The sequence below is a fragment of the Pseudorhodoferax sp. Leaf265 genome (assembly GCF_001422365.1).
GTDB lineage: Bacteria > Pseudomonadota > Gammaproteobacteria > Burkholderiales > Burkholderiaceae_C > Pseudorhodoferax.
Map to the genome: position 1 here is coordinate 83,892 of NZ_LMMT01000023.1, position 21,392 is coordinate 105,283.

A 21,392-nucleotide genomic window follows, 5' to 3' on the forward strand; every position below is an offset into this window, starting at 1 on the left:
CACGGCGGGCAAAGCGCTTTCCATCGTTCACCGGAGACCCACTTTGTTCAAACCCATCCGTAGCCCCCTTCTGACACTCGCCCTCGCAGCTTACGCACTGCTGGCCGGCAACGCCGCCAGCGCGCAGGAGTACCCGCACAAGCCGATCCGCATGGTGATTCCCTACACGCCCGGCGGCTCCATCGACAACGTCGGGCGCATGGTGGCCGACCAGCTGCAGCGCCAGCTCGGCCAGCCCATCGTGATCGAGAACACGCCAGGAGCGTCCGGCGTGCTCGGCGCTTTGAACGTGAAGAGGGCCAAGGCCGACGGCTACACGCTGCTGTTCAATGCGTCCAGCCAGGCCTACCTCCCGCTGGTGCTTGCCAAGAAAAGCTACGACGCCGAACGGGACTTCACTCCTGTCGGTCAGATCGGCTTCGTCCCGTTGATTGTGGCGATCAACAACGACGTGGCGGCCAAGACCTTCAACGAGTTCGTCAAGCTTGCGAAAGCCAATCCCGGCAAGTACACCTGGGCAACATCAGGTTTGGGAACGACCAGCCATCTGAGCGAAGAAATGGTCAACCGCGCAATGGGCCTGCAGATGGAAATCGTGGCCTACAAAGGCGCGGTACCCCAACTGACCGACGTGGTCGGTGGTCATGTGTCGGCCGCGATTTCGCCTATGCCTGGCGTGACATCTTTCGTTCAGGCTGGCCGGTTGCGACCTCTTGCCGTGACCAGCAAGACGCGCATTCCTGCACTTCCCGATGTGCCCACCCTAGCGGAAAGCGGCATGCCCGGATTCGAACTGCTGTCCTGGTACGGCATTTGGGGCCCCGCCGATCTGCCTCCCGCCATCGTCGAACGCCTGAATGCAGAAATTGGCAAAGCGGTGCAGGTTCCGGCGCTGAAGGCCAAGTTCGCGGAGCTGTCGTTCGTCCCGACGCAGTCCACGCCTGCCGAGTTCCGACAGCTCATTGCCGACGACCTTAAAAAGATCGGCAAGGCCGTGAAGGAAGCGGGCATCCGCATCGATTTCTAAGCATCAGGACCACGACCATGTTCACTCTCAACACCACCGTGTCGCGCCGCCGCATGCTGCGCGCAGGCAGCTTGGCACCCGCTACGCTCGCCCTGGCCAGCTTTGGCGCCCGCGCCGCTGACAAGTTTCCCTCTCGTACCATCCGCATCGTGGTGCCGTTCACGCCTGGCGGCGGTACCGACGTGGTTGGCCGTGCGCTCATCATCGGCATGCAGAAGGAGCTGGGACAGGCGCTCATCATCGACAACAAGCCAGGCGCCGGTACCGTGATCGGCACCGACTTGGTGGCGAAGGCTCCCGCAGACGGCCATACGCTGTTGATGACCACGTCCGCCATCGCCATCAACGACTCGTTGGTCAAGAAGCTTCCCTACGACACGGACAAGGACATTACCGAGGTCGCCCTCATCTGCACCGGCCCCAATGTGTTGGTGACGAAGGCAGACAGCCCCTACAAAACCGTGGCGGATGTCATCGCTGCGGCCAAGGCCACACCGGGCAAATTGACCTATGCATCATCCGGCAACGGGTCTGCGGTGCACTTGGCTGGTGAGTTGTTCAAGACCATGGCCAAGGTTGACATCGCGCACGTGCCGTATCGCGGTGCTGGTCCCGCCTACAACGACCTGATCGGCGGCCAAGTTGACCTCCTGTTTGGAACCGCGGGCGGCGTGGCCAAGCTGGTGACAGGCGGCAAGATGCGGCCCATCGGCGTCACCTCCACCCGGCGTAGTCCTGCTTACAAGGACGTGCCCACCATCGCGGAAACCTTGCCGGGGTACGAGGCTGACGTCTGGTACGCCCTGTTCGCGCCGGCGGGAACACCGCCAGACGTGATCGCGACCATCAACGCCGCCGTGCGCAAAGCCGCAGAGGCTCCTGCTTACAAGGAGCGACTGGCGCATGAGGGTCTGACAGTTGCGGCAAACACGCCCGCACAGATGACGCAGCTCATGCGCGCTGAAGAGGCTCGTTGGCGCAAAGTCGTGGTCGAAGGCAAGGTCACCATCGACTGATACACGACATGCAAGAGCAATCAAAAGGAAGACTGCACGGCAAGGTCGCCGTCATCGTGGGCGCGGGCCAGTTGGCCGGCGACACGGTTGGCAATGGTCGCGCTGTTGCCGAACGTTTTGCGCAGGAAGGTGCCACCCTCTTGCTGGTGGACATTCAGGAGGAACTGGCGCAGGCCACGCTTGATGCAGTCGTAGGCTACGGGTCGCCGGCGAGCGTGCTGCGTGCAGACATCACCCAGGAGGGTGACTGCCGCACCATTGCGGCTACCTGTGTTGAACGCTATGGTCGCATCGACATCCTGCACAACAACGTGGGCCGGTCCAAAGGTGACCGACGGACCGCCGACATGGATGCAGAGATGTGGGACGAGATCATGGCGATGAACCTCAAGGGCATGTTCATGACGTGCAAGCATGTGCTGCCCCAAATGGTTCAGCAAGGCTCTGGCAGCATCATCAACGTGTCTTCCACCGCTTCGATGGCAGCGCGGCCCACCGTGACCTACAAGACCAGCAAGGGCGCTGTCAACGCTTTCACGCAGCACCTAGCCATGGAGAACGCGGCGCATGGCATCCGCGCCAACGCGATCCTGCCCGGCCTGATCGACACGCCAATGGCCATCGAGCGCAGAGCCATGGAGCGCGGCGTTTCGCGGGATGTGGTCCGCGCCGAGCGCGAGGCGCTGGTGCCCATGCAGCGCATGGGAACTGGCTGGGACGTTGCGAATGCGGCGGTGTTCCTGGCGTCGGAAGAGGCCCGGTACGTGACGGGCGTTCTGCTGCCCGTAGACGGAGGCCTGCTCTGCAAGCGGGGCTGAGCGCGACACTCGAAGACCCAATGCTGCACTCCCATCTTCCGACTGACGTTCTGCTGCTGCGCATGCGCGTTGCACCAGATGCGCTGAACAGCTTGCGCAAGTGCCTGGAAGGCCTGCCGGACCTGCGCGATCTTGGTGCTTCGCCTGGGCGCTGCGCCTGGTTGAAGGAAACGGGCACGGCCTACGTCTACCTGGACCTTCCCGAGCGCATTGCATTGCCAGTGCTTGCGCCCGAGAGCGTTGCGGGCCTTTCGGCGATGGGCGTGGGCGTCGAGCTTTCCCGTTTGGCGCTCATGCAAACGCTGGACGGCGCGAGCCATGGTCAACACCCAGCGGTCCACTACGCCGTCGAGATGACCCCGCAGGCCGGCTGGGAAGCGGAGCTGCAGCACTGGTATGCCCGCGAGCACCTGCCGGGACTGGCCGGTGTTCCTGGCTGCGTGCGCGCGCAGCGGTTCCTGAACTACGACACAGGGCCAAGTTCACTGGCTTGCTACGACTTGGTCGATGCGCAAGCCATGGGGTCCCCGCCCTGGCTGGCGGTGCGCAACACGGCTTGGAGTTCGCGCGTGCGGCCGCGGTTCACGGCGACAGTGCGCACGATGTTTTCCTTGGTCGACTGAAAGTCAGTCGTCCGCGCCTTCTTTTCGGTGTCCAAGTTCGCGAAGCAGCTTGGCAGTCTCTGCGATCAGGCGACTTGCGGGGCGTGCGCGGGGCATGGCCAGCACAAGCAGGTTTCGCATGGCGGGCGGACCGATGGGGGCGGAGTGAATTCGGGCAGGCCGCCTGCTCAGTTGCAAGGCGCTCTCGGGCAGGATCGAGCATGCCAAGCCATCTTCGACCACGCTGAGCGCGGTGTGCACTGCGCCGACCTCCGCAACGACGTTCAGGCTGATGCGACGAGGTAGCAACACGGCGTCCACCAAGGTGCGAATCGGGTTGTGCGAGCCCGGCAGCACCAACGGAAACTCTGCCAGCGCGGTCAATCCCACCTGCTTGTCCAGCCGGAATCCCTTCGGCGCAACCAAGACCATGCGCTCGCGGGTCAGGTCTTCATAGGCCAGAAGAGGTGTCGGAGCGGGGTCGAACAGCAGGCCAAGGTCAATGCGGCCTGCCACCAGCCCTTCGCGCAACGACAGACTGAGCCCTTCGACAACCGACAGCAGCGCGTTGGGAAAGCGCTGGCGAAATTGGCGGATCAGCGGCACTGCCAGACCCATTGCCACGTGGTGCGGCAGCCCCACCACGACGCGCCCGACCGGCTCCGCATGCATGTCCTTCAGATCGGACAGCGCCTGCTTGGCAGCGTTCAGCATCACGTGCGCGTGAGCCAACAAGGCGTGACCTGCGTCCGTCGCTGAAACACCGCGACCAGTGCGTTCAAGCAGGCGTTGGCCCAACTCTTCCTCCAACAGCGCGATCTGCCGGCTGACGCTGGGCTGGGCGAGGTTGAGGGCCGTGGCCGCTCGGCTGAAGCTGCCTTGCTCGACCACGGCAACGAAATACTCCAACTGCCGCAAATCCATAGCGTTAGAACATAGTCGATATAGCTGTCATCGAGTTTAACTTTGGGAGCCGTTCTCGCAAACTTGATCCATGCAGCGAGTCGGCCACCTGCCGGACTGCTGGAACTACGAGGAGCAAGGGCATGAAGAGGTTTGAATCGAAGATCGCCATCGTGACCGGCGCGGGTTGCGTCGGCGCGGGTTGGGGCAACGGCCGCGCGATGGCAGTTCGTTTGGCCGAGGAAGGGGCAAAAGTGCTTGCCGTGGACCGCGACAAGGAGCGCCTGAACGAGACCCTGTCGCTGGCGGGCGATGCGGCGGCGTCCATCACCACGTGCATCTGCGACGTGACCAGCGCCGCCAGCGTGCAGGCCATGGTCGAGGCCTGTGTCGCTGCCTACGGCGCCCCGGACATTTTGATCAACAACGTTGGCGGCTCGGCCGCTGGCGGCCCTGTGCAGTTGAGCGAAGAGGCCTGGGACAGCCAGATCGACATCAATCTGAAGAGTGTCTTCCTGACCTGCAAGTACGTTCTGCCGCTGATGGTGGAGCGCAAGCGCGGCGCCATCGTGAACGTGGCCTCGACCTCCGGCATGCGCTGGACGGGCAGCGCGCAAGTGGCGTACGCAGCGAGCAAGGCTGGCGTGATCCACCTCTCTCGGGTAGTCGCCGTACAGCACGCACCGGACGGTGTGCGCGTCAACACCGTGGTGCCGGGTCAGCTGCATACGCCCATGGTCGAAGTCCGGCTGGCCAAGCAGCGCACCGGTGGTGACGTCGAAGGGCTCCTCGCCTCCCGTGTCAAGCGCATTCCGCTGGGCTTCATGGGCGATGGCCGCGACACCGCCAGCGCTGCCCTGTACCTGGCCAGTGATGAAGCTCGCTTCGTGACGGGCACCGAACTCGTCGTCGATGGCGGCATGACCGCGCGCTGCGACTGATACCCCATCCCTTGCGAAGCCACATCATGAAGAAACGTCACCTGCTCACAGCCGCCATGGCTTTCACCCTGGTTCCGCTTGCCCATGCACAGACGAGCGGCAAGCCAGTCCGCATCGTCAGCTCTTTCAGTCCCGGCGGTCCTGTTGACTTCGTTGCCCGCACCTTGGCTGAGCAACTTGCTCGCGAGCTCAAGCGGCCTGTCATCGTTGAGAACAAGCCGGGAGCGAACGGCGCACTCGGCGCTTTGGAGACGCTGCGATCCGAAGCTGATGGAAGCACCCTGTGGATCACCAGCGTGGGCGCTGCAGCTATCAACCCGACCCTCGCGGAGAAGCCTGGGTACAACACGCAACGAGACTTCCTGCCCGTCTCGCTGGTGGCGAACAATGTGGAGGCGCTGGTGGTCAATGCCAAGACGCCGGTGACCGATGCCGCTGAGTTCGTGAAGGCCGCCAAGGCTCGCAAGGAATCGACGCCCATGGCCTCTTCGGGCTCTGGCAGCATTCCGCATCTGGCCTTGATCCAGTTGGAGGAGTCGACAGGCGCGAAATTCCTGCATGTGCCGTACAAGGGCATGGCGCCGGCCTTCACCGACTTGATGGGCGGTCAGGTTCAGGGCGTGTTCGCGGATGTGCCGGCCATCATGTCCCAGGTCCAAGGCGGTCGCCTCAAGGCCATTGGCATTGCCGCCAGCAAGCGCCATCCGTCGTTGCCCGGCGTGAAGACGTTCGAAGAGCAAGGCATCAAGGCGGTGGACACCAACAACTGGTACGCCTTGTTCGTTTCGGCCAAGACGCCGGCGGCCGTGGTGGAGCAACTGAACAAGGCTGTGCGCGACGCAATTGCGCACCCTGAAACCAACGCCAAGTTGTTGCACGGTGGTGCCGAACCGAAGTCCTCCACGACGCAAGAACTTGCCGCATTGCTGAAGACCGACACGGCCAAGTGGGCCGCGTTGATCAAGGCACGCAACATCAAGGCGGACGAATGAGCACCGACCACATCCGCGTGCCCCTTGTAACGCCCGGCACGCGACCCGAGCTGGCCGAGACCGAAGCGCGCATCCTGGCTGAGCGCGGCCGCATATCTCTGCTGTACCAGGTGCTGCTGAACAGTCCGGCCATCGCCGCCGGCTGGGAAGCCATGCTGACCGCGGTGCGCAACCGCACCGGCGTGCCGGCCGACCTGCGTGAAATGGTCATCCTGCGCGTGGCAGTGCTCAACGACGCCGCATTCGAGTTCGACGCGCACGTCCCTCACGCGTTGAAGGCGGGGTTTCCGCAGGCCAAGATCGACGCGTTGCGCGAGGCGTCGCCTGGCAACCTGTTCTCTTCGGAAGAAAAGCTGCTGCTGGAGCTGACGGATCACATGACGCGTGACGTCAAGGTTCCCGCAGCGTTGATGGCACGCGTCAACGAAGGACGCGATCCGCAGGCGGTCGTGGAGCTGGTGGCCACGGTGGCAGCCTACAACATGGTGTCGCGCTTCCTCGTGGCACTGAACATCTCCCACTGACGGAGGCCGAATGATCAACAAGATCAGCGAGTCTGTCGCACAGGCGTTGGCTGAAGTACGCGACGGCTCGACCGTGATGATTGGCGGCTTCGGCACCGCTGGCATTCCCAACGAACTGATCGATGGGCTGATTGCACAGGGCGCGCGCGAGCTGACCATCGTGAACAACAACGCTGGCAATGGCGAAACGGGCCTGGCTGCGTTGCTGAAAGCCGGCAGGGTGCGCAAGATCATCTGCAGCTTTCCCCGCCAAGCTGACAGCCAGGTCTTTGACGGGCTGTACCGGTCCGGCAAGATTGAATTGGAGCTAGTGCCGCAAGGCAATCTGGCTGAGCGCATTCGCGCGGCGGGAGCAGGTATCGGTGCGTTCTTCTGTCCGACGGGTTACGGCACGCCACTGGCCGAGAGCCGAGAAGTGCGCGTTATCGATGGGAAACCCTTCGTGCTGGAGTGTCCGATCCATGGCGACCTAGCCCTTGTGAAGGCAGAGCGTGGAGACCGCTGGGGGAACCTGACCTACCGCAAGGCAGCGCGCAACTTCGGGCCTGTGATGGCAATGGCCGCCACCACGACCATCGCCACCGTGCACGAGGTCGTGGCTTTGGGCGAACTGGACCCAGAGACCATCGTCACACCGGGCATCTTCGTTTCGCGCATCGTGCGGGTCGACCGCGTGGCGACCGAGGCTGGTGGATTCCGAAAGGCGGCATGACCATGACGACAAGCAACTATCAGCGCCGCACCAAGGACCAGTTGGCCGCACGCGTCGCAGCGGACATCTTCGACGGTGCCGTGGTCAATCTGGGGATCGGCCAGCCAACGACGGTGGCTAACCACCTGCCGTCTGGCCGCGAAGTCATCCTGCACAGCGAGAACGGCATTCTGGGCATGGGGCCTGCTCCTGTCGTGGGCGAGGAAGACTACGACGTCATCAACGCCGGCAAGCAACCCGTCACGCTCCTGCCTGGCGGCGCGTACTTTCATCACGCGGACAGCTTCTCGATGATGCGCGGCGGCCATCTGGACATCTGTGTCCTTGGTGCGTTCCAGGTGTCTTCCACGGGCGACCTAGCCAACTGGAGCACGGGCGAGCCCGGCTCTATCCCGGCAGTGGGCGGCGCCATGGACCTTGCAATCGGCGCCAAACAGACCTGGGTCATGATGGACCTGCTGACCAAGCAAGGCGTCAGCAAGATCGTCGAGAGCTGCACCTACCCGCTCACGGGCATTGGTTGCGTCAAACGGATTTACACCGACCTGGCGACCTTCGCTTGCACGCCCCAGGGCCTCCTCATGATCGATGCGGTGGATGGACTGACCTTGGCCGAACTCGAACGTCTCGTCGGCCTTTCTATCTCGGCCTGATCCTGGACTCATCAACCTACCTCAACCTGAAAATGTCCACCACTGTTGCCGATACCGCCGTTCCAGTTCGAACGTTTCTCGAACATCCGTCCAAGCCAAGCGTGCGCTTGCCTGCTTTGGCTTGCGACAGCCATGTCCACGTATTCGGACCCGTCGCGCGGTTCCCCTACGTGCCTACCCGGCGCAATACGCCGGTTGAAGCCCCGAAGGAAGCTCTGTTCGCACTCCATCGCAGCATGGGCATCGAGCGATGCGTGATCGTGCAATCCATCGTGCACGGCACAGACAACAGCGTAGTCGAAGACGCCATCCAGGCGGGCGGAGGTCGCTACCTGGGCGTAGCACTGGTTTCGCCCGATGTGCCGGATGTGGAACTGAGTCGGCTTGCGCAAGCCGGCTTCCGCGGCGTGCGCTTCAACTTCATGCGCCACATCGCCGGAAGCGCTTCTGTCGATGCTGTGCTGGCGTTGACACCACGGCTTGCCGCCGTCGGCATGCATTTGCAGGTGCACTTCGAAAGCGAACTTGTGCATGAGCTGACGGCGCCGCTGCAGCGCAGCAGCGTGCCCGTAGTGATAGACCACATGGGCCGAGTGGATGCCACGCTCGGGATCGAGCACGCAGACTTCCAAGGACTCATGCGCCTGCTCGAAAACCCGAACTTCTATGTGAAGGTCAGTGGCATTGACCGCATCGATGCGAAGGCGCCGCCTGCGCAGAAGTACCGCGACGGCGTTGCGCTTGCGCAAGCGCTGGTCAAGCGCTTTCCGGAGCGCTGCGTTTGGGGGACGGACTGGCCACATCCGAACCACACGCACATTCCTGATGACGGTGTGCTCATCGATGCGCTTGCGCAGATCGCTCCCACTGCAAATGCACTCGAGCAATTGTTGGTTCGTAACCCGCAGCGGTTGTACCGATTCGCTGCTTAGTTTTTACGCTAAGCACGCGGAGCCAATCGGGGAGCGTGTGCCAGGCTGAGGCCAGTTCACGAGGCGAGAGTCTATGGGTGCGAGCTTGAGAGTGGCGCCGGCTTGCTCAGTGCAGGCGGCCAAAGCGCTATGGTGAACGTCGCATACTTGACGAAGCTGCCATTCGCGGCAGCGTTTCGAACGTCCGCTGCTGGCCGAAAGCGTAGGCGCTGCCAGATCCCACACAGCGGTCGTCCAGCGGCGGCCGCCCCAGGGTGATTGCAGTCGCGGCCGCTGCGGTGGCTTAGATCTCTGTCTGCTCGGAGATCTCGAGGGCGTCGTCGACTTCAATGCCGAGGTACCGCACGGTCGATTCGAGCTTGGAGTGCCCGAGCAGCAGTTGCACCGCGCGCAGGTTCTTCGTCCGTCGATAGATCAGGGTCGCCTTGGTCCTTCGCATCGAGTGCGTCCCATAGTCCGCGCGGTCGAGGCCCAGCTCAGTGACCCAGTGGCCGAGAATCCGGGCGTACTGCCGCGTTCCCAGGTGTGGCGACTCATGGAGCCGGCTTGGGAAGAGGAAGTCATCCGACCTCAGTCCAGCCTTCTTGATCCACGCCGCCAGAACCTCTCGGGTGGCGGCCGTGATCTCGAACTGGACTGGGCGCTGCGTCTTGTGCTGCAAGACGATGGCGCGCGAGGCAACCTGCTCACCGTGGCACACGTCACGGACCTTCAGTGCAACGAGGTCGCACCCGCGCAGTTTGCTGTCAATTCCGAGGTTGAAGAGGGCCAGCTCGCGGACCCGGCCGTCCATCTGCAGGCGAACGCGCAACGCCCAGATGTCCTTCAACTTAAACGGTGCCTTCTGCCCTACGATCTTGCCCTTGTTCCACGGCTCGTGGTGGATCGCACTGCTTGCAGTTTCCATGATGGTCTCCCATCGAGTTGAGGGGCTTGTAGGATGCGCCTGCGTGGCCGCTGTCGTTGCGAGTTGCCCCCTCCGACAAGCAGGGTTGAAGGGCGGCATTCAAGCGTCCCGGTGGGCAGGCGCTCTCGGCCAGAAGCGGACAACGGTGGCGCGCCCTGTCATTGCACGCGTGCCCGTCAGCGCAAGGGTAAGGGTCAAGCAGGGCTGGGAACGGCGCGTTGATGGCTGCCTTCAGGAAATGCCGGCTGAAAACTGTCTGCATCCGCGGTGAGCCGTTCTCCTCCCGCCCGATGAGCGCCAAGAGGCCCCTGTGCAAGACGGTTCGAGCGTACCTGTAGACTGGCTTCCCTATGGAAACTGCAGAGCTCCAGACGGATGAGGTTTTCTGACCACGACCGTCCATGGCGAGGCTATGCGCTGGCGTTCGTGGCCGTGGCCGGAGGCCTGCTGCTGCGATACATCCTGTCGCCGCTGCTTGGCCAACAAGGGCCGTACCTGATCCTCACACTCTCAATCGTCCTTGCCGGACTATACGGAGGCTTTGGTCCTGCAATCTTGGCGACGGCGCTGGGGACCATGGTTGGCACCTATCTCTTCATCGGCACGAAGCCCGGCTGGGAGAGCGTGCTGGAGCTGCCGAACATCACGCGAACTCTCCTCTTCGTGGCGATCGGTGTCAGCATCAGCTTGATCAGTGGACAGCTAAAAACGTCTCGACGCGAGTTGGCCGCGAGCGTCCTCGAGCTGCGCAGAAGCAATCGCGCAAAAGACCAGGTCCTGGCCACCGTCGCACACGAAATCCGCAACCCGCTGTCTGCGTTGACCACTGCTATCAATGTCCTGGAGCGCGCTGGCACCGATCCAACGAAGGTGGCGCGGGCCACTGGAATCATCGGCCGGCAAGTGGCTCAGATCTCGCGCCTGTCCGATGACCTTACCGAGGCATCCAAGGTCCTGCACGGCCGTCTCGACATCCAGGCGAGTGGCCTCGATTTGCGCTTCGTCCTGCGACAGGCACTTGAGCAGAGCAGTGCACTCATGGTCAGCCGGCAGCATGATCTCACCAGCGAGATCCCCGGTGAGCCTGCAAATGTGTGGGGCGATGCAGCCCGTCTCGTCCAGGTGTTCGCGAATCTGTTGAACAACGCTGCTAAGTACACCCCACCTGGGGGACGCATCACCCTGAAGCTGTCGCGCGCCGAAAGTGAATGGGTGGCCAGCATCACCGATAGTGGCCAAGGCTTCGACAAGACGACGGAAGCTGAGATGTTCGAGCCGTTCGTTCAGGCACCTGCCGCAATCGGGAGCGAGAGCAGTGGCCTCGGGCTTGGCCTTGCCATCGTCAAGCGGATCGTGGAACTGCATGACGGACAGGTCTTCGCTAACAGCCCAGGGCCTGGACAGGGCGCGACCTTCACCGTGCTGCTGCCGTTCGCTTCTTCGGAGGCGCCTGGAAGCATCGGCAACAAAGGGCCGCTGCAACCTTAGCAGGCGTCAGGTCGCCGGCCCGGCTTCGCCCCCCGACGTCTGCTGTGTGCACGCAGCGCCAGTTCGCCCGAGCTGACAGCGGACATTGAAGCGCCAGATTCTCAAGATGGTCGAGCGACGATGAATGGGATGACTGCAGCGCACTCCAGTGCGGTCGTTCGAGCCACGCGAGCTACGGAAGCCTCAACGACCGCAAACTGGCCCAGGCCACTCGTTCGCTTTTGAGGTAGCAACGGCTCCAACCGCTGCACTGCTGTCGTTCAGGCTTGCGAGCCGGCCGACAGCAGATGGTGCACAGCGGCCCTTTAAGCAATCAGCCTCTCGTCCGTTCAACGACACATCCGGCAAACCCCATCGACTCGGCCAAGCAAGCCGTGTCAACGACGCACAAAGTGAAGATTGGAGTCCCTGTCCTCACATTCCGCGTCCTCCGCCAGCATGCTCAATCCAACCGGATCGGCGGCCGCACGCGCGCCTGGATGCGGTCGGCCAGCCACAGCAGGCCGCCGCGCCAGAAGCCGTGCAGTCGCGCCTGGTGGCTGCGGTACAACATGGCGTGGCTGAGCTGCTCGAGCCGGCCGCGGACGACGCCGCCGTCGAAGAAGCCGAACTGGCCCAGCGAGCCGAAGGCGTCGTAGTCGGCCAGCGAGACCAGCGCGCCGAAGTCGCGGAAGCGGAACGGCGGCACCGGCCGGCCTGCCGTCAGCACCTCCGGCAGGTAGCGCACCAGGTGCTGGGCCTGCTGGTGCGCGACCTGCGCGGTCGGCGGCAGCGGGCGTTCGCTGCCCGCAGGCGTGAGGCTGGCGCAGTCGCCCACGGCGTAGATGGCTTCGTCGCGCGTGGTCTGCAGCGAAGGCGTGACCAGCAGCTGCTGGTTGCGGCCGGTCTCCAGCCCGTCCAGCGCGGCCAGCACCGCCGGCCCCTTGACGCCGGCCGCCCAGACCTGCAGCGTGGCCGCCAGCAGGCTGCCATCGTCCAGCTCCAGGCCCTCGGCGTGCGCAGCCTTGACCTGGGTGCCGGTGCGCACGCGCACGCCCAGCGACTGCAGGCGCTGCTGCGTGGCGGCCGAGATGTCCTGCGGGAACGCGGCCAGCAGCCGCGGCCCGGCCTCCACCAGCGTGATCGTGAGCCGCTCAGCCAGGCCGCGCGCACCATAGGCCTCGGCGGTCTCGGTCAGCTGCACGAGCTCGGCCGCCAGTTCCACGCCCGTGGCGCCGCCGCCCACGATGGCGATCGACAGCGGCCGCTCCATGGCCACGCACTGCAGCATGCGCAGCCGCACCTCGCGGCAGAAGGCATCGGCCTGCAGCCGCGAATCGATGGCATGGCAGTGCGCCGCCACGCCCGGCGTGCCGAAGTCGTTGGCCTGGCTGCCCACGGCCAGCACCAGCAGTTCGTAAGGCAGCTCGCGCGCCGGCACCAGCAGGCGGCCGTCCTCGGCATGCAGCGGCGCCACCTGCGCCACGTGGCGCGCACGGTCCAGGCCGCTCAGGGCGCCGGGCTGGTAGACGAAGCCCGCGTCGCGGGCCTGGGCGACGTAGGTGGTCTGCTGCTGGGCGATGTCGCGCGTGCCGGCCGCGATGGTGTGCAGCATGGGCTTCCAGACATGGGCCGCATCGCTGTCCAGCAGCGTGACCGTGGGAGCGCCGGGCCGGCCGCGCCAGCGCCGCCCGAGCACGGTGGCGATCCCCAGGCCGGCGACGCCGCCGCCGACCACGAGCAGCCGCACACCGGGCGTCTCGCGCGTTCCGAATCCTGCATCGACCATCGAACCATTACAGCATCGCCCCCCGGCCGGGGCGCGAGAAGCTCGGCCCGCGCAGGGGCATGGTTCAGGCGAGCGCCGGGCAGCGCAGCCAGTCCAGCAAGGCGCTGTGCTCCATCGGCATCGCGATGTGGTACCCCTGCCCTTCGTGGCAGCCCATGTCCAGCAGCGCCTGCCAGGTGGCGGCGTCCTCGATGCCCTCGGCCAGCACCTGCAGGCCCAGCTTGCGGCCCAGCTGGGTGACGGTCTCGGCGATGCGCGCGCCCTGGGCCTCGCGCAGCTGGCGCACGAAGCCGCGGTCGATCTTGATGCGGTCGAGCGGCAGCCGCTCCAGGTAGCTCAGCGAGGAGTAGCCGGTGCCGAAGTCGTCGATGGCGATGGTGATGCCCTCGGCGCGCAAGGCCGACAGCGTGGACTCCAGCAGCTGCGTGGGCAGCACGGCCACCGACTCGGTGATCTCCAGCTCCAGGTGGTGGCCGTCCAGGCCGCTGGCGGCCAGCGCGCCGCGCACGGTCTCGAAAAAGCCCGGGTCGCGCAGCTGCGCCACCGAGACGTTCACCGCCATGCGGCGCGGCGCGCAGCCCAGCTCCAGCATCTCGCGCATGGTGGCGCAGGCCGTGGCCAGCACCCACTGGCCCAGCGGCACGATCAGGCCGGAATGCTCGGCCACCGGAATGAACTGGTCCGGCGGGATCAGCCGGCCGTCCTCGGTGCGCCAGCGCAGCAGCGCCTCCAGGCCCACCAGCGCCTGGGTGCGCAGGTCGCGCTGCGGCTGGTAGACCAGATACAGGCGCGCCTCGTCGATGGCCACGCGCAGCTCGGACAGCAGCAGCGCACGGTCGCGCGCCTCGGCCCCCATCTGCTCGGCGTAACGCAGGTCCTGGCCGCGGTGGTCGCGCTTGGCGCGCTTGAGCGCGATGGTGGCGTCCTTGACCAGGTCGGCGCCGGCCTCCGCCGCATGCGGCAGCAGCACATGGCCGCAGGTCAGCGTGACCTTGTGCGGCACGCCGTCCACCAGCACCGGCTGGCGCACGCATTCCAGCAGGCGCTGCGGCACCACCTGCCTGGTGGTGCCGAGGGCGCCGAAGGTGTCCGGGCCCACGCGCGCCAGCAGCACGCCGGGCGCCAGCGCCTCGGCCAGCCGCCGCGCCACGGCGGCCAGCAGGCGGTCGCCGAAACGGTGGCCCATGACGTCGTTGGCGGCACTGAAGTCGTCGATGTCCAGCAGCGCCAGGATGTGGTGGCGCGCGCCCCGTCGCGCGCAGGCGTCCACCTTCTCGATGAAGTGGGCGCGGTTGGGCAGGCCCACCTGGGTGTCGAAGTAGGCCGACTGGTGCAGCCGCTCGAGCAGGCCGCGGTTGTGCCGCAGCGTGCGCAGGTTCGTGCAGAACACATCGAGCAGCTGCCGGTCGGCCATGCTGCGCAGGCGCGGCGCCTGCACGTAGACGGCCATGTCCTGCCCGTCGCGGCGCCCCATGTAGAGCGCCACGCCGCCCTGCGCGCCGTAGACGTTGGTGCCCTGCACCAGCGCGCGCTGCAGCAGCTGCGCGGCCCGGCTCGCGGGCAGTGCCTGCAGCGGCTGTCCGGTCAGTCCGGCGAAGCGGCCGGCCGCCGCCAGCACCTGGCCGGTGCCCGCCGCGGCCGCGCCTGCATCGCGCAGGCAGACCAGGCCTTCCTCGGGCACGTCCAGCACGGCGGCCAGCTGCGCGATGACGGCGGCGGCGAAGGCCTGCAGATTGGTCTGCTCCAGCAGCGCCGTGCCGGACTGCACGATGCGCTCCAGGCTGCGCCGGCTGGCATCGGTGTTGCACAGCTGCTCGTAGGCGCGCAGGGCGGCGGCCACGGAGGCCTGCAGGCGCGCCGGTGCCAGCTCGGCCTTGCTGCGGCAGTCGCCGATGTCCAGGCGCAGCAGCGTCTCCAGCGCGGGATCGGGCTGCTCGGTGCGCAGCACGACGCGCGTGTGCTGCAGCCTGAGGTCCTCGCGCAGGAACTCCACCAGGCCGAAGCCGCTGTGCGGCGGCGCGTCCGCGCCCAGCAGCACCACGGCCAGGTCACGCTCCTGGCGCAGCACGGCGCGGGCCTCGGCCTCGGTGCGCGCCTGCAGCAGCACCACCGGTGCACCGAACAGCACCAGGCCCTGCAGGCCGGCCTGCGCGGCGGCGTGCACGTCCTCGTCGTGGTCGACCACGAGCACACGCCAGTCGCGCGCAGCCGCGGCGGTCAGGATCGCGCCGGCGCGGGCCGGCGCGGGTGCGCGTGGGGGCATGTCAGTTGTGCAGTTGCAGGTCGCCGCCTGCATGCGCGACGCAGTTGCGGCCGCCACGCTTGGCCGCGTACAGCGCCTCGTCGGCCTGGCCGTAGGCCTCGTCGAAGCTGGCCCCCGCGGGCATGCAGCTGATGCCGAAGCTTGCCGTCACACGGCTGCCGTCGGGCAGGCCGAAGGCATGGGCCTCGATGGCGCGGCGGGCACGCTGGGCCACGGCCTCGGCAGCCTCCGGGTCGTCGTGCGGCAGCAGCAGCGTGAACTCCTCGCCGCCGACGCGGCCGAGCAGGCCCTGCGCCGGCACCGCCTGCTGCAGGCAGGCCACCACGCCCAGGATGACCTTGTCGCCCATGGGATGGCCGAAGCTGTCGTTGACACGCTTGAAGTGGTCGATGTCCAGCACGATCAGCGTGAGCCCGCTGTGCGCGAACAGCTGGTTCACGCGCTCGATGATGGCGGCGCGGTTCAGCACGCCGGTCAGCGGGTCGTGCGTGGCGCGGTACTGCAGTTCGCCGGCCAGCTCCTGCAGGCGCTGGTTCAGCTGGGTCATCTCCAGCTCGGCGCGGTCGCTGCGGCGCACCAGGCGGCGCGTCTCGCGCAGCAGGCGGTCGTAGGCGGCGAGCAGCTCGCCCAGGGCCGCGTGCGCGCCGTCGGGCCCGGCGGCATGGGCCGCGCGCGCGGCCAGCAGCGCACGGTGTTCGGCGTCGAACAGGTCAGGCGCCTCGCCGGGCCCGTCCATGTCAGTTCTCCACGGCGCTGGCGCGCCACCCGCAGGATGCGAAACTGGCGCGCAAGCCGCTGCCCCGAAGGCCGCGGAGCAGGCCATGCCGGCAGACGCGGTGGAACGGGCTCTGCCCGGCCGCTCGCGGCGCCCCCTTGAGGGGGGATGGGATTTCTACACGCAGTGAGACATCCAAACGGGGGTGTTTCATCTCAGGCCTGCTCCACGGGATGGCTGGCGAACGCGATCGCCGGGAAGTCGTCGCGCAGCTCCTCGCCGAACTCGAGGATGGTGTCGTCCTCGGCATCGTGGTACCAGTGCAGCGCGACCTGGTTGCCGGCGTCCACCGCGTCGTTCAGCGCCTCGATCAGGTTGAACAGCATCTTGGTGCTGGAGCTGTTGAAGTAGGCCAGCGCGATGTGGATCTCGATGCTGCGCCCGTCCTCGCCGGCCAGGTAGTTCCTGAGCTGCGCGATGACCTCGCCGTAGAAGGCGGCGGCATTCTCGGGGTAGGACTCGCCGCGCAGGTGCAGCTGGTGCTGGTCGAAGCGGAAGTCCACCTCGGGCGAACTGGGCGTCGGGGCGATGTAGAAGTTGTCCATTGCGTGGTCTCGTGTCGGTGCCGGGCAGGTGGCTCAGATGGCCGCCTTGAGGTAGAAGACCGACGCGCCGCCGGCCGACTCGGCCGCGTCGAAGTCGAACTCCAGCGGCTCGCGCGCGTCGCGCGCGACGGTCAGCAGGCCGATGCCCGCGCCCTTGCTGCCCTCGGGCGTCTCCTCGCGCAGCGTCTTGCGGTAGGCCTGCTTGATCTCGTCCAGCGTCATGCTGCGCAGCGCCTCGAGCTTGCCGCGTAGTTCTTCGGCGATGCGCGCCTCCACCGGGTTGGCGCACAGCAGCAGGAAGCTGCCGTCGTTCTCGCGCCGGATGCAGACCGCGCCATGGCGCACCTCGCCCTCGCGCTGGGTCGGCGAGGTCAGCGCGTCGGCCGAGTAGTGCACGATGTTCTGCGCCATCTCGATGAAGCAGGAGAACAGCTTGCGCCGCGTCGGGCCGGCCACGCCGGTCACTTCCAGCTGCAACTTCACCGCGTCGGCCATGGCCGCCACGATGTGCTGCGAGAAGTAGCCCATGTAGTAGAAGATCACCTGGTGCTCGTGCGCCAGGTGGAAGAAGGAGCCGTACCTGTCGGCGATCGGGGTCGGGGGCATGGCGGCGTTCAGGCGGTGAAGCTGAGGAAGGTCAGGTCGTCGCGGCGGTGGTGCTCGCCCTGCCAGCTGCGCAAGGCCTGGAGTACGGCGCCGTTCACGTCCGCGGGCTTGTGCGCCGGCGCGCCCAGCACGGCCTCGCGCACACGCTTCTTGCCCAGTGCGATCGCCCGCGGGCCGCCGACCTGGTCGATCAGGCCGTCGGTGGTGATGAACACCAGGCTGCCGGATTCGAGCTGCAGGCTGTGGTTGTGCCAGACATAGTCCGCCTCGCTGTCCACATAGCCCACGCCCTTGCGCTGGCCATCGACGAGTTCCACCTCCTGCGCGCCCGGGCGCAGCACGAACAGCGCCAGCCGCGCGCCGGCGAAGACCAGGCGCAGGCTTTCGGGTTCGTACCAGAAGAAGGCCGCGTCCATGCCGTCGTCCGATCCCGGCGTGGCGTCCTCGCCGCCCTGCTGGCCCAGCGTCTGCTTGATGCTGCGGTTGACCGCGCCGAGCAGTTGCGCCGGGTCGCGCGGGCCGTGCTGTTCGAGCGCCTGCGTCAGCGCGCTGGAGGCGATCAGCGTCATGAACGCGCCCGGCACACCATGGCCCGTGCAGTCGGCCACCGCGCCGAACCAGCCGCCTTCGCCTTCGCTGAACTGGTAGAAGTCGCCGCCGACCACGTCGCGCGGCTCCCAGACCAGGTCGGCCGCGGGGCACACGCGCGCCAGCGCCTCGCGCGAGCTGCGCAGCGTGGACTGCTGGATCACGCTCGCGTACTCGATGCTGTGCATGATCTGGCGGTTGCGCGAGGCCTGCATGTCCGCCACCACGCGCATGAGCTGCAGGCCATTGCCCACGCCCAGGAACACACCGCCCTGCGTGATGATGAAGCCGTCGGACAGCGCCTTCTCGCCGTGCTCCACGGTCTTGAAGGTCAGCGTGTCGATGTCCATCGCGGCATCGACGACGAGCGGCTCCTTGTCCATGAAGGCGATGCAGCTCTTGCGCCCGTACAGCTCCATGCGGAACTGCTTGCTCATCTGCGACAGGAAGATGCTGCGGTTGATGAGGCCAATGGGCCGACGCCCCTCCACCACCGGCAGGCTGACCAGATCGCGGTGCCGGTTGAACATCTCCATGACCTTCTCGTTGGTCTCGTCCGTGGTCATGCACGGCACCGCTGTGCACAGGTCGGCGGCACTGGGCTGGCGAAAGCGCGGACGGGAATCGGTCAGGTACTCGGCAACAGCGGACATGGGCGACGCATCCTCAAATGTGAGGAAATGTTATGAACGCTGCGTGTCATCCAGATGACACAACACGGAAGAAACACCGTTTGCGCGGCGAAAAAAACCGGGCCAGGCCCGGTTCCTCTGGCACGCGGAAGCGCTCAGTCCACCAGGCGCAGCTCCACGCGACGGGCTTCCTGGTCGGAGCCACTGCCGGTCGTGACCTCGGGCTTGCGCAGCGCGACGCGCGACTTGTCGACGCCAGCGGCGACCAGCGCGGTGCGCACCGACAGCGCGCGCTGCTTGGCCAGCTCGGCGTTCTTGGCGGCGTCGCCGGTTTCGTCGTGGAAGCCCGACAGCACGAGCTTGCGTGCGGGGGCGGCCGCCAGGGCCTGGGCCACGGCGGTGATCAGCGGCGCGGCATCGGCCGGCAGCGCGGACTCGCCCGTACCGAAGTACAGCGTGGCGGCCAGGTCACCGACCAGCGGGGCTTCGATCAGCACGATCTCTTCGACGACGACCACGGCCGCCGGTGCCACCACGGCCGCAGCGGGTGCGGGCACCTCGATGCTCTGCAGCTGGCGCACCACCATGGCGCTGACCGTGCTGATGACCACCAGGGCCACGATGCCGAAGGTGATCCACAGACCCACGCGCTGCGTGTCGTCCTTGTCTTCTTGGTACATGCTCAGAATTCCTCGTCCGGGTTGGTTTGCAAACAGCCCGCGATTCTAGACGGGCGTGTATTCACCAATTGGCGCCGAACTGCTGGCGTAATTCCTCGATCTGTTCGGCATCCAGCGACTTCGGCTGCGTCAGCATCCACAGCCGCGCGGTCTCTTCCAGCTCCTCCAGCGTGGCCATGGCCGCGGCCGGGCTGTCGTGCCAGACATTGGGCCCCAGCCGCGCGAGCATCACGGCGCGGATCGGCCGGCCGTGCTGCTGGTACCGGGCAATGGCGTCGGCCACGGCCTCGGCGGCCTCGGGTGCGCCCGGGCGGCGGTAGCCGATGTGCGGCACGCGGCCGACCTTCATGACGAAATACGGCGTGATCGGCGGCAGCAGTTCGGCCGCCGCCTCGTCGCGCAGCGAACAGGCCACGAGGTGGGTGCTGTGCGTGTGGATGATGCAGCGCGCAGGCTGGGCCGTGGCGGCGCTGGCCTCGTAGATGCGCCGGTGCAAAACGATGGTCTTGCTGGCGCGGTCGCCGCCGGTCTGCTGGCCGTTCTCGTCCAGCCGGGCCAGGCGCGCCGGGTCCAGTGCGCCGAGACAGGCGTCGGTCGGCGTGATCAGGTAGCCGTCGGCCAGGCGCACGCTGATGTTGCCGGCCGTGGCGTGCACATAGCCGCGCGCGAACAGGCTGGCGCCCACGCGCACGATCTCGGCGCGGGCCGTGGCTTCGTCGAGGAACCCGCTCATCGCTTGGCGAAAGCCTTGGTGAAGAAGTCCGGCGTGCCGAAGTTGCCCGACTTGAGCGTGATGTGCAGGCCCTGCGGCGCGGCCGGGCTCAGCGCATGGCACCAGGGCACGCCCGGGTCGATCTGCGCGCCGATGCGCATCTGCGCGATCTCCAAGGCCTGCACGCAGGCGCCCGAGGTCTCGCCGCCGGCCACGACCAGCTGGCGCACGCCCAGTTCGACCAGGCCGCGCGCGATGCCCGCGATGGTCTCCTCGACCATGGCGCCGGCCTTCTCCACGCCTAGGCGGCCCTGGATGGCGCGCACCGAGGCGGGTTCGGCCGTGGAATAGACCAGCACCGGACCGCTGGCCAATTTGTCCTTGGCCCAGGCCAGCGCCTCGCCGCGCACATCCGCCCCTTCGGCGATGCGCAGCGGATCGATGGCCAGCGCGGGCCGGCCCGTGGCGATGAACTCCGCCACCTGTTGGTTGGTCGCGACCGAGCAGCTGCCCGACACCACGGCCTGCCGGCCCTCGGCCGCCGGCAGCGCGGCGGCCTGCGAATCCGGCGCGATGCCGAAGTTGGCCGGCAGGCCGATGGCCACGCCGGAGCCGGCCGTGACCAGCGGCATGCCCTTCAGCGCAGCGCCCAGGGTCACGAGGTCGGCATTGGCCAGCGCGTCGACGATGGCGATGCCCACACCCTCGGCCTGCAGGGCCGCGAAGCGTGCGCGGACCGCGTCTGCACCTTGCGCGATGGTCTGGTAGTCCACCAAGCCGACCTTCTTCTGCGTCTGCGCCTGCAGCACGCGCACGAGGTTGGGGTCCGTCATGGGCGTGAGCGGATGGTCCTGCATGCCCGACTCGTTGAGCAGCACGTCGCCCGCGAACAGGTAGCCCTTGAACACGGTGCGCTTGTTGTCCGGGAAGGCCGGCGTGGCGACCGTGAAACCGGTGCCGAGCGCCTGCATCAGTGCATCGGTCACGGGACCGATGTTGCCCTCGGGCGTGCTGTCGAAGGTCGAGCAGTACTTGAAGTAGATCTGCTCGGCGCCCTGCTCTTTCAGCCACTGCAGCGCGGCCAGCGACTGGGCCACGGCCTCGGCCGGCGCGATGGTGCGGCTTTTCAGCGCCACCACCACGGCGTCGGCCTGCGCATCCAGCGGTGCGCCCGGCACGCCGATGGTCTGCACCACGCGCATGCCCGCGCGCACCAGGTTGTTGGCCAGGTCAGTCGCGCCCGTGAAGTCGTCGGCGATGCAGCCCAGCCGCACGCCGCCCTTGCGTTCCGTCGAATTACCCATGTCT

General features: G+C 66.6%; 22 protein-coding genes. 11 read left to right on the forward strand and 11 right to left on the reverse strand.

Features of this window, described 5'->3' with window-relative positions; translation table 11 throughout:
- Window positions 1-43: 43 nt before the first annotated feature.
- From ASF45_RS18960 to ASF45_RS18975, 4 genes are read left to right on the forward strand one after another with little or no spacing between them, the layout of a single operon-like run.
- On the forward strand, window positions 44-1,027 hold the full coding sequence (locus ASF45_RS18960; protein WP_235580969.1) for a tripartite tricarboxylate transporter substrate binding protein: 984 nt from the start codon (window positions 44-46) through the stop codon (window positions 1,025-1,027).
- A 17-nt stretch (window positions 1,028-1,044) separates the two neighbouring features.
- Window positions 1,045-2,043 carry a tripartite tricarboxylate transporter substrate binding protein gene (locus ASF45_RS18965; protein ID WP_082551128.1) on the forward strand — a complete coding sequence of 333 codons (999 nt, stop codon included), beginning with the start codon at window positions 1,045-1,047 and terminating at the stop codon, window positions 2,041-2,043.
- Window positions 2,044-2,051: 8 nt separating this feature from the next.
- A complete protein-coding gene (locus tag ASF45_RS18970; protein WP_056666122.1) occupies window positions 2,052-2,861 on the forward strand; it encodes an SDR family NAD(P)-dependent oxidoreductase in 810 nt (269 codons plus the stop codon).
- Window positions 2,862-2,881: 20 nt separating this feature from the next.
- Entirely contained in the window at window positions 2,882-3,484 is a 603-nt protein-coding gene (locus tag ASF45_RS18975; RefSeq protein WP_056666124.1) for a hypothetical protein, read from the forward strand.
- A gap of 3 nt (window positions 3,485-3,487) precedes the next feature.
- Here the strand turns inward: ASF45_RS18975 and ASF45_RS18980 are convergent, their stop codons facing one another.
- Entirely contained in the window at window positions 3,488-4,387 is a 900-nt protein-coding gene (locus tag ASF45_RS18980) for a LysR family transcriptional regulator (protein WP_056666126.1), read from the reverse strand.
- A gap of 122 nt (window positions 4,388-4,509) precedes the next feature.
- On the opposite strand from ASF45_RS18980, the gene ASF45_RS18985 reads away from it, so the two are divergent.
- The 6 genes from ASF45_RS18985 to ASF45_RS19010 are packed head-to-tail and all read left to right on the forward strand — an operon-like array spanning window position 4,510 to window position 9,120.
- A complete protein-coding gene (locus tag ASF45_RS18985) occupies window positions 4,510-5,307 on the forward strand; it encodes an SDR family NAD(P)-dependent oxidoreductase (protein WP_056666129.1) in 798 nt (265 codons plus the stop codon).
- Window positions 5,308-5,333: 26 nt separating this feature from the next.
- Window positions 5,334-6,299, forward strand: coding sequence for a tripartite tricarboxylate transporter substrate binding protein (locus tag ASF45_RS18990; protein WP_056666131.1), 966 nt, complete (start codon window positions 5,334-5,336; stop codon window positions 6,297-6,299).
- Window positions 6,296-6,823 (forward strand): carboxymuconolactone decarboxylase family protein, encoded by a 528-nt coding sequence (locus ASF45_RS18995; protein WP_156473092.1) that lies wholly within the window; start codon window positions 6,296-6,298, stop codon window positions 6,821-6,823. Before ASF45_RS18990 ends, ASF45_RS18995 begins: the two co-directional genes overlap by 4 nt.
- Window positions 6,824-6,833: 10 nt before the next feature.
- Window positions 6,834-7,535 carry a 3-oxoacid CoA-transferase subunit A gene (locus tag ASF45_RS19000; RefSeq protein ID WP_056666133.1) on the forward strand — a complete coding sequence of 234 codons (702 nt, stop codon included), beginning with the start codon at window positions 6,834-6,836 and terminating at the stop codon, window positions 7,533-7,535.
- The gene (locus tag ASF45_RS19005; RefSeq protein WP_056666137.1) at window positions 7,532-8,188 is read left to right on the forward strand and encodes a 3-oxoacid CoA-transferase subunit B; all 657 of its coding nucleotides are present in this window, start codon (window positions 7,532-7,534) and stop codon (window positions 8,186-8,188) included. The genes ASF45_RS19000 and ASF45_RS19005 overlap by 4 nt, the downstream gene beginning before the upstream one ends.
- Window positions 8,189-8,220: 32 nt before the next feature.
- Entirely contained in the window at window positions 8,221-9,120 is a 900-nt protein-coding gene (locus tag ASF45_RS19010; RefSeq protein ID WP_056666140.1) for an amidohydrolase, read from the forward strand.
- 283 nt (window positions 9,121-9,403) lie between these two features.
- On the opposite strand, the gene ASF45_RS19015 is transcribed toward ASF45_RS19010, so the two are convergent.
- Window positions 9,404-10,027, reverse strand: coding sequence for a tyrosine-type recombinase/integrase (locus ASF45_RS19015; protein ID WP_056666143.1), 624 nt, complete (start codon window positions 10,025-10,027; stop codon window positions 9,404-9,406).
- 375 nt (window positions 10,028-10,402) lie between these two features.
- Here ASF45_RS19015 and ASF45_RS19020 point away from each other — a divergent pair, with 375 nt between their 5' ends.
- Window positions 10,403-11,515: a HAMP domain-containing sensor histidine kinase gene (locus ASF45_RS19020; RefSeq protein ID WP_056666144.1), complete on the forward strand. Its 1,113-nt coding sequence runs from the start codon at window positions 10,403-10,405 to the stop codon at window positions 11,513-11,515.
- Window positions 11,516-11,957: 442 nt separating this feature from the next.
- On the opposite strand, the gene ASF45_RS19025 is transcribed toward ASF45_RS19020, so the two are convergent.
- The 9 genes from ASF45_RS19025 to otnK all read right to left on the reverse strand — a co-directional run bounded on the left by ASF45_RS19025 (window position 11,958) and on the right by otnK (window position 21,388).
- Window positions 11,958-13,283 (reverse strand): NAD(P)/FAD-dependent oxidoreductase, encoded by a 1,326-nt coding sequence (locus tag ASF45_RS19025; protein WP_056666147.1) that lies wholly within the window; start codon window positions 13,281-13,283, stop codon window positions 11,958-11,960.
- Between the two features lie 64 nt (window positions 13,284-13,347).
- Window positions 13,348-15,546 carry a bifunctional diguanylate cyclase/phosphodiesterase gene (locus ASF45_RS19030; RefSeq protein ID WP_056666150.1) on the reverse strand — a complete coding sequence of 733 codons (2,199 nt, stop codon included), beginning with the start codon at window positions 15,544-15,546 and terminating at the stop codon, window positions 13,348-13,350.
- Between the two features lies 1 nt (window position 15,547).
- Window positions 15,548-16,282: a GGDEF domain-containing protein gene (locus ASF45_RS19035; RefSeq protein ID WP_056666152.1), complete on the reverse strand. Its 735-nt coding sequence runs from the start codon at window positions 16,280-16,282 to the stop codon at window positions 15,548-15,550.
- Window positions 16,283-16,476: 194 nt separating this feature from the next.
- Window positions 16,477-16,866 carry a DUF1987 domain-containing protein gene (locus ASF45_RS19040; protein WP_056666155.1) on the reverse strand — a complete coding sequence of 130 codons (390 nt, stop codon included), beginning with the start codon at window positions 16,864-16,866 and terminating at the stop codon, window positions 16,477-16,479.
- Window positions 16,867-16,899: 33 nt separating this feature from the next.
- Complete coding sequence (locus ASF45_RS19045) at window positions 16,900-17,472, reverse strand: SiaB family protein kinase (RefSeq protein WP_056666157.1); 573 nt, start codon at window positions 17,470-17,472, stop codon at window positions 16,900-16,902.
- Window positions 17,473-17,480: 8 nt separating this feature from the next.
- Entirely contained in the window at window positions 17,481-18,713 is a 1,233-nt protein-coding gene (locus tag ASF45_RS19050; protein ID WP_056666160.1) for a SpoIIE family protein phosphatase, read from the reverse strand.
- 134 nt (window positions 18,714-18,847) lie between these two features.
- Window positions 18,848-19,372, reverse strand: a complete 525-nt coding sequence (locus ASF45_RS19055; protein WP_056666163.1) for an OmpA family protein — start codon at window positions 19,370-19,372, stop codon at window positions 18,848-18,850.
- Between the two features lie 61 nt (window positions 19,373-19,433).
- A complete protein-coding gene (locus ASF45_RS19060) occupies window positions 19,434-20,105 on the reverse strand; it encodes an aldolase (protein ID WP_056666168.1) in 672 nt (223 codons plus the stop codon).
- Window positions 20,102-21,388: a 3-oxo-tetronate kinase gene (gene otnK / locus ASF45_RS19065; RefSeq protein WP_056666171.1), complete on the reverse strand. Its 1,287-nt coding sequence runs from the start codon at window positions 21,386-21,388 to the stop codon at window positions 20,102-20,104. The genes ASF45_RS19060 and otnK overlap by 4 nt, the downstream gene beginning before the upstream one ends.
- Window positions 21,389-21,392: the final 4 nt, after the last annotated feature.

What these genes read in the sequence shown, in the direction of transcription:
- ASF45_RS18965 (WP_082551128.1), top strand. Translation starts at nt 1,045, where the DNA reads ATGTTCACTCTCAACACCACCGTGTCGCGCCGCCGCATGCTGCGCGCA.
- ASF45_RS18970 (WP_056666122.1), top strand. Translation starts at nt 2,052, where the DNA reads ATGCAAGAGCAATCAAAAGGAAGACTGCACGGCAAGGTCGCCGTCATC.
- ASF45_RS18975 (WP_056666124.1), top strand. Translation starts at nt 2,882, where the DNA reads ATGCTGCACTCCCATCTTCCGACTGACGTTCTGCTGCTGCGCATGCGC.
- ASF45_RS18980 (WP_056666126.1), bottom strand. Translation starts at nt 4,387, where the DNA reads ATGGATTTGCGGCAGTTGGAGTATTTCGTTGCCGTGGTCGAGCAAGGC.
- ASF45_RS18985 (WP_056666129.1), top strand. Translation starts at nt 4,510, where the DNA reads ATGAAGAGGTTTGAATCGAAGATCGCCATCGTGACCGGCGCGGGTTGC.
- ASF45_RS18990 (WP_056666131.1), top strand. Translation starts at nt 5,334, where the DNA reads ATGAAGAAACGTCACCTGCTCACAGCCGCCATGGCTTTCACCCTGGTT.
- ASF45_RS18995 (WP_156473092.1), top strand. Translation starts at nt 6,296, where the DNA reads ATGAGCACCGACCACATCCGCGTGCCCCTTGTAACGCCCGGCACGCGA.
- ASF45_RS19000 (WP_056666133.1), top strand. Translation starts at nt 6,834, where the DNA reads ATGATCAACAAGATCAGCGAGTCTGTCGCACAGGCGTTGGCTGAAGTA.
- ASF45_RS19005 (WP_056666137.1), top strand. Translation starts at nt 7,532, where the DNA reads ATGACCATGACGACAAGCAACTATCAGCGCCGCACCAAGGACCAGTTG.
- ASF45_RS19010 (WP_056666140.1), top strand. Translation starts at nt 8,221, where the DNA reads ATGTCCACCACTGTTGCCGATACCGCCGTTCCAGTTCGAACGTTTCTC.
- ASF45_RS19015 (WP_056666143.1), bottom strand. Translation starts at nt 10,027, where the DNA reads ATGGAAACTGCAAGCAGTGCGATCCACCACGAGCCGTGGAACAAGGGC.
- ASF45_RS19020 (WP_056666144.1), top strand. Translation starts at nt 10,403, where the DNA reads ATGAGGTTTTCTGACCACGACCGTCCATGGCGAGGCTATGCGCTGGCG.
- ASF45_RS19025 (WP_056666147.1), bottom strand. Translation starts at nt 13,283, where the DNA reads ATGGTCGATGCAGGATTCGGAACGCGCGAGACGCCCGGTGTGCGGCTG.
- ASF45_RS19030 (WP_056666150.1), bottom strand. Translation starts at nt 15,546, where the DNA reads ATGCCCCCACGCGCACCCGCGCCGGCCCGCGCCGGCGCGATCCTGACC.
- ASF45_RS19035 (WP_056666152.1), bottom strand. Translation starts at nt 16,282, where the DNA reads ATGGACGGGCCCGGCGAGGCGCCTGACCTGTTCGACGCCGAACACCGT.
- ASF45_RS19040 (WP_056666155.1), bottom strand. Translation starts at nt 16,866, where the DNA reads ATGGACAACTTCTACATCGCCCCGACGCCCAGTTCGCCCGAGGTGGAC.
- ASF45_RS19045 (WP_056666157.1), bottom strand. Translation starts at nt 17,472, where the DNA reads ATGCCCCCGACCCCGATCGCCGACAGGTACGGCTCCTTCTTCCACCTG.
- ASF45_RS19050 (WP_056666160.1), bottom strand. Translation starts at nt 18,713, where the DNA reads ATGTCCGCTGTTGCCGAGTACCTGACCGATTCCCGTCCGCGCTTTCGC.
- ASF45_RS19055 (WP_056666163.1), bottom strand. Translation starts at nt 19,372, where the DNA reads ATGTACCAAGAAGACAAGGACGACACGCAGCGCGTGGGTCTGTGGATC.
- ASF45_RS19060 (WP_056666168.1), bottom strand. Translation starts at nt 20,105, where the DNA reads ATGAGCGGGTTCCTCGACGAAGCCACGGCCCGCGCCGAGATCGTGCGC.
- otnK (WP_056666171.1), bottom strand. Translation starts at nt 21,388, where the DNA reads ATGGGTAATTCGACGGAACGCAAGGGCGGCGTGCGGCTGGGCTGCATC.